Raw genomic sequence first — 6663 nt, 5'->3', positions numbered from 1 at the left:
TGATGGCCAAGACCGTTCAAAATTTCGAATATGGGGGATTTTCGGACGGGCACTATATACATCCCCGCAACAGTTGGAGCAGAAACCGAAAACAAGAGTACCATTTGGTTCCGCGTTGAAATGATAAAGATTGAGGTCTGGAACACTATGGCCGAAGCAGTAGAATCAAAAATGGAAGCTCTAGAAGGTTTAGATGAGCGGAATGGAACATGGGGGGAATACCCATTGGACGATTTTTTGATTCGCTCGGAAACCCGCACAGTGCGCGATGTAATCCGGCGAATTGATCAATCATATTACATAATGAATCCAGATTTCCAACGTGACTTTATCTGGGGGGTGGATAAGCAGAGCAAACTGATTGAGTCAGTCATCATGCGCATACCTCTGCCGGTATTCTATTTGGCGGAGAATAAAGAGGGAAAGATGGTCGTAGTTGACGGATTACAGCGCCTGTCCACGTTTGACGGATTCGTTAAAGATCGACTTCCGCTTAAATTGCCCGATCGCAACGGATTAAACCGTAAAAAATTCTCAGAACTGCCTCCTAAAATTCAGAATCGCATTGAGGATTGTAACTTGATCCTCTACATAATGGACTCCAAAGTTCCAGAGCGGGCCCGTCTTGATATTTTTGAGCGGGTGAATGGGGGTGTCCCACTTACTCGACAGCAAATGAGGAATTGTCTGTATATGGGTGAAGCAACTAGGTTTCTCAAGCAGGAAGCCCGCAGCGATCCTTTCAAAGAGGCTACGGGCAAGAGTCTTAATACGAAGACAATGCGGGATCGAGAATTTGTAAATCGTTTTTGTGCATTTCAGATTTTGGGGTTTAAAGACTACAGAGGAGACATGGATGAGTTTTTGGCTGAAGCACTGCGCAAAATGAATGAAATGAGTCTTGACAAGCTTCAAGAATTATCCAGTCAATTTCGTGTTGGTCTATCGAATAACTATTTTCTTTTTGGACGGAATGCATTCAGAAAACACAAAAGGGGGCAGCAGGATCGTGGGATTCTTAACGCATCTTTATGGGATGTAATGTCCACTGGGCTTTCAAAGGTTAATCAATCATATGTTGAATCAAATTCAGAGCAGCTTCGAAAGGTATTTTATTCCTTATTGGAGAACCAGAAATTTAGTGATACTATTACGATAGGAACAAGCCAAGCAAACAAGGTGAAATTCAGGTTCAGATTGGTGCGAGAACGATTATCGGAGGCAATCCGTGGTTACGCAGATTGAATTACGGTTTTTTAAGTGTTTTGAAGTATTGAAGCTCCCACTCCGGAAGTTAACACTTCTTTCTGGGACCAATGCATCGGGTAAGTCAACGGTACTACAGGCATTTAGCGTGGTTCACCAAACCATGCGCGACTTTGAGTGGTCGTCACGTTTGATATTGAATGGATCGGCCGTGCGTCTCGGTACAGTCATGGATGTAATTGATCAGGTTCATGGGCGAGGAGAGATTTGCATAACCCTGACTAATGATGAAGTGGAAAAAATTCAGTGGGTCTTCGAGGGTGATCGTGAAGAAATGTCAATGGCTCTGAAGGAGGGGGTTTACAGTTCGGGAGAGAACATTACGTCCAAATTTGACAACGAGCAGCCGCTTCATTATTTGTCACCAGCTTCGTTGAATGATCATGCTCTGATTGATCGCTTACGAAGAATGACTTATCTGACCGCAGAACGGCTTGGACCGAGGGAGTATTATCCTTACGATGATCCGCAACTCACTTCAGTCGTGGGATCGCAGGGCGAGTATGCAGTTAGCGTACTCCACACTGGAGCGGATAAAAAGGTGCTTGAAAAATTAGTTGACGAGGCAGCTCCGCCAACTCGCCTTCGTCAAGTTGAGGCTCGCTTATCCAGCTTCTTTCCAGGCTGTAGACTTACAACTAATCCAGTCCAACATGCGAATGCAATTTCCGTGGGAATTCGGATGTCTCAGGAGACTGGCTTCCTCCGCCCGACAAACATTGGCTTTGGACTCACACAGGTATTGCCCATTGTTGTTGCGGCTATGTCGGCCCGAAAGGGTGATCTCTTGCTAATTGAGAATCCAGAAGTTCACTTGCATCCGTCAGGACAAGCTCAAATGGGAAGATTCCTGGCCGAAGTTGCAGCTGCCGATATACAAGTCGTGATTGAGACACACAGCGACCATATATTGAACGGTATCCGACGCGCCATAAGAAATAACCTGTTGTCACACCAAGATATTGCATTACATTTTTTCCGACAACGTGAAAGTGACGGTGGTGTCGATAGACCTCAGGTGGAAAGTCCGATGCTAGATCCTAACGGCAATGTGGACTATTGGCCCGACGGATTTTTCGATCAATTTGACAAAGACATGCAGGATTTCGCCAGCTTCTGATTGTATGGATCTCATTATCAATGATCTGTCTATTCATGAGCAGTTCCATGATCGTATCGAATTGCAGCGATCGTTTAAACAACTCACTGAAATGCGACAAGTGGCCGAAAAATATCAACGGGACATTAAATGTTCGCAATCTATTTTTCGGAGCAAGCCAGTGCCCAATGTAGAGTTGGTTCCGGCAATCAATCGAATTCCAGATCTCAACCTTAAACGCGCGATTCTAAGTTGGCTTACCCGGAATGGCCCGTTCTGGGAAGAGGATCAAGAACATAGCAGGAATGACTGGCTTGAATACAAAGATGAATTAATCGTTACGGAAACTGGCATTGGAGAAGCTGCGTTTCGAGTACTCCATGGTAGATACTGCGGACTAATCAGCGTTTGCCCATCAAAGTGGACATATAATCCCATTCAGATAACATGGAAACGGGACGAAAAGGGCTTAGACACAAAGGACGCTTCTATCAATAATTGGTGGATTCCTAGAGAATTAGATGACGACTTAGCAAGGATGAGCTCGCCTATCGGTTCATGGCGTGAATTGGCTGAGTTCTCAAGATCAAGATTTGATGGTCTCACATTCTTTGAAGAATCCTTTGCCCCACTTTTTAGATTACCTTTTTCCAAGAGTGCATCCGATAGAATTCAAAGACTCCTGAATATTCTGCACTCACTGGTACGGGCCTACGACGCAGACGGCAATCGTACTGGCGAGGGGCACAGAATCTATGATGACTACTTCACCGGCGGGAGGGCGTGGTTCTCGGATTCCTCGGATTCTGAAAAGCGTCAATTTCGAGAAGAACTAAGATTCAGTGATCGAAATCTTCAGATCCGTAGACTATCCTGTACATGGCACGGAAAGATTAACTACACCATGCCAATCCGCTTGCATTTCTCATGGCCTATTCAGGCGGGAAAGCCTCTTTACGTTGTTTATATCGGACCGAAAAAAACTATCCGATAGAAATCCCGCCTAATCTACGATGGTTCTGAAGAATTGCACTACTTCTGATGATCTATGCTGCAGCGGCACCATTTTGATTAATTCTATTTGCAATCGTTCTGACATCGGCTGGCGAGTACCTCCTCCATGGATGACTCTGTTCACCCGTCCTGCTATACGAATCCTCGACCGAATGGGATTGCTACTAGCAATTTCGGTATTGAGCGAATAACTGGAGACAAAGATCCCGTCCACTTGATTATTACTACCAATTCGGTCGCCCCCTATTTTATCCTACCAGCCATTCTTATCAGAACTCTTCGCTACCATAAGTTGGCAGCCATGTTTTTGGAAAACTTCAAAGTACATGGCCAATTCACTGCAATGTTAAGTAGCAGAAATAGCTCTACTGTAAAAGCTATATCAGACCTGAAATGCAAGATTGTGTCAAAGAGAATTAGTGGGGATTGTCCCATTAGAGGGATGGAATTCCATTTCATCATCAGTGCTCGTAGTACGCTTGTTGATGAATTCTAATCGTGTGACTACCGTGGTACTGATGGGGGCTGAATCAACCGGCAAAACCACGCTCGCAGCCGCACTGGCAAAACATTACAACACGATCTGGGCTGCCGAATACCTGAGGCTGTTTGTTGACGAGAAAGGGGCACTTCCCGATGAGGCCGATGTGCATGTGATTGCCAAAGGACACGTGGATCTGGTTGCCTCCCTGCAACCTGAAGCTCATAGAGTCCTGTTTGTAGACACCGACCTTTTCACCACATGTATGTACCAGCGCATCTACTTCGGTGAATGTCCACCCTCGATCGAGCGTGCTGCCAAACTTCATCAGTCGGGACTTTACCTGTTTATGGAACCGGATATCCCTTGGATACCCGATCCCGGTCAACGGGCGAGCCCACAAGAGCGCTTACGCTCGCACGCACTCCTGATGGCTGAGGCCAAAACCCATTCTTTGAATACAGTTCCGATCTGTGGAACCCAAGACCAACGTCTGACCACTGCGATCGAAGCAGTTGATCATCATCTGACTAAGGGGTGATGTCCCTGACCAGACGAAATCCTACATGATAGAGCGCCGTCTCCGGTGTTGAGTGACTACGCCCGGAGACCCGATAGCCATGACACCAGCCCGGCTCGCACAGAAAACTGCCCCCACGCTGCGCCTTCTCGCTACTGGAATTTGGCTGGAATTCCTGATCCCGGTCCGCATAGGATCGATACCAATCTGCGGTCCACTCCCATACATTCCCGCCCATATCAACGAGTCCTGCAGGTGTTTCCCCGAATGCCCCCACCGGTGATGTGGCTGCATATCCATCTGCATTGGTATTGAACCTGGGGAATCGGCCATTCCACACATTCGCCTTGTATTCTCCATCCTCTACAAGCTGGTCCCCCCAAGCGTATTGACCGCTGCTACCTTGGCGGGCGGCGTGTTCCCATTCGATTTCAGTGGGAAGCCGCTTATTCGCCCATTCCGCATACGCAACTGCATCATTCCACGATACCTGCGTAACCGGATGATCATCGGGAGCTGGTGGATAATCAGGACCCAATGGCCACTGCCAGTATGCACCCGGTCTGAGTTCCCACTGCCTGGTTGAATCATTGAAGATGCCCGCATCCCCGAATGATTCGGCTTGCGTCACATACCCCGTTGCCAAGGCAAATTCCCGGAACGATCCGACCGTGACCGGAGAGATATCCATAAAAAACGGCTGAACACGAGCACGGAAAACCGGCCGCTCATGCGGCATGCCATTCTCTGACCCAATTTGAGTCGTTCCACCTGGGATATAGACCATGCCCGGTGGAGGAAGAGGAGGTGGCTCCTGGCTGCAGGCGCTAAAAGCCACACAAACAAAAAGAATGCATGTCAATCGTTCCATTCTGGAATCGCCAATTGAGTGGGTGCTCGGACGACTTCAGCCAGATGCTCCTCCACCATTTCCTGTATTTCAAGGATCATCTCCGGCTCTTGTTCAGCAAGATTGAACCGCTCCCCTGGATCCCGGTCTAAATGATAGAGAAGCGGCGATTCATGCACCACTGGCTGATCTCCCACATATGCGCTTTGCGTGATGTAATGCATTTTCCAGGGCCCCTTACGTGCCGCCCAAAGCTGTGTCCCACGATAATAATAGACCGCTTCCCGAACCTGAGCGGCAGGATCTAGAAGGACTGGCATCAGGTCCACTCCATCATAGATGCGATCATCTGGGAGTGATGCACCGGCGAGCTCCAGCATGGTCGGCATTAGATCCATGGTGACACCCAGTGCCTGGGTCGTGTGACCAGCGGGAATCGTTTCTGGCCACCAAGCGATCGTCGGCACACGCATTCCCCCTTCCCAGGTAGTTCCTTTCCCATTACGCAGAAGTCCGGCAGTCCCACCTGCAAATCCTACTGTCAACCATGGCCCGTTATCACTTGTGAAAATGACTAGGGTCTTGCGATCCAGGCCAGTCTCCCGCAAAACATCCAGTATTTGTCCAACGCTCCAATCGATCTCTTCGATCACATCTCCGTAAAGCCCGCGTGTACTCGTTCCCTCAAATTCATCCGATGCAAAGAGCGGAATATGAGGCATAGTGTGTGGCAGGTAGAGAAAAAATGGATTATCCCTGTTTTTTTGGATAAAGGAAATAGACTCCTCTGTATACCGGCGCGTCAGAAGGCGCTGATCAGGCTCCGTCTCAATCACCTCCGTACCCCGCATAAGAGGCAGCGGGGGATACGTCTGCGCACGTCCCCAGTCACTCGCTGAAGGGGTCATGTCATTTGAGTAAGGGATCCCAAAATACTCGTCAAACCCATGCTCCGTGGGGAAGTGACCCGGTACGTGCCCCAGATGCCATTTCCCGATTGCTGCACTTACATAACCTACGGATTGCAATGCTTCTGGAATTGTAATCTCTGATGCGGGCATTCCTCCCTTGCTTGGAGGAAAGAGAACCCGGATCCGATCATCTGCTAGCCCATTTCGGACAGGTAATCGCCCGGTCAAAAGCGCAGCTCGGCTCGGCGTACATACGGATGCGCCCGTATAAAACTGAGAAAAACGAAGTCCCTCTGCAGCCATGCGATCCAGATGGGGAGTCCGAATAGTCGGATGCCCATATACACCCACATCTCCGTATCCCATGTCATCCGCAAAGATGATAATAAAATTGGGCCGCTCCTGATCGTCCATCTGGAAATTTGAACTGCAGGCACACAGTGAGACTAAAAAGATGGTAATCCGTATATAGATCTTATAGCAGGACGGTTCTGCCTGATTAGCGCTACCTTAGCGCGATCC

Annotated in this window: 6 protein-coding genes; 4 read left to right on the top strand and 2 right to left on the bottom strand. The window is 48.4% G+C overall.

Annotation, left to right across the window (positions count from 1 at the left end; all coding sequences use genetic code 11):
• The first annotated feature begins 171 nt into the window (after positions 1-171).
• The 4 genes from F4Y64_00030 to F4Y64_00015 all read left to right on the top strand — a co-directional run bounded on the left by F4Y64_00030 (position 172) and on the right by F4Y64_00015 (position 4401).
• A complete protein-coding gene (locus tag F4Y64_00030; protein ID MXX95996.1) occupies positions 172-1245 on the top strand; it encodes a DUF262 domain-containing protein in 1074 nt (357 codons plus the stop codon).
• Positions 1229-2386 carry a DUF3696 domain-containing protein gene (locus F4Y64_00025; protein MXX95995.1) on the top strand — a complete coding sequence of 386 codons (1158 nt, stop codon included), beginning with the start codon at positions 1229-1231 and terminating at the stop codon, positions 2384-2386. Before F4Y64_00030 ends, F4Y64_00025 begins: the two co-directional genes overlap by 17 nt.
• Positions 2387-2390: 4 nt before the next feature.
• Entirely contained in the window at positions 2391-3359 is a 969-nt protein-coding gene (locus F4Y64_00020) for a hypothetical protein (GenBank protein MXX95994.1), read from the top strand.
• Between the two features lie 505 nt (positions 3360-3864).
• Positions 3865-4401 (top strand): ATP-binding protein, encoded by a 537-nt coding sequence (locus F4Y64_00015; protein MXX95993.1) that lies wholly within the window; start codon positions 3865-3867, stop codon positions 4399-4401.
• Here F4Y64_00015 and F4Y64_00010 read toward each other — a convergent pair.
• Positions 4391-5251 (bottom strand): formylglycine-generating enzyme family protein, encoded by an 861-nt coding sequence (locus tag F4Y64_00010; protein ID MXX95992.1) that lies wholly within the window; start codon positions 5249-5251, stop codon positions 4391-4393. The two genes, F4Y64_00015 and F4Y64_00010, sit on opposite strands and share 11 nt — an antisense overlap.
• A complete protein-coding gene (locus F4Y64_00005; GenBank protein MXX95991.1) occupies positions 5239-6555 on the bottom strand; it encodes a sulfatase in 1317 nt (438 codons plus the stop codon). Before F4Y64_00005 ends, F4Y64_00010 begins: the two co-directional genes overlap by 13 nt.
• Positions 6556-6663 lie beyond the last annotated feature (108 nt).

Source organism: Rhodothermaceae bacterium (genome assembly GCA_009838195.1).
In the GTDB taxonomy this organism is placed as follows: domain Bacteria; phylum Bacteroidota; class Rhodothermia; order Rhodothermales; family Bin80; genus Bin80.
This window is presented reverse-complemented; position numbering and strand designations above follow the sequence as displayed.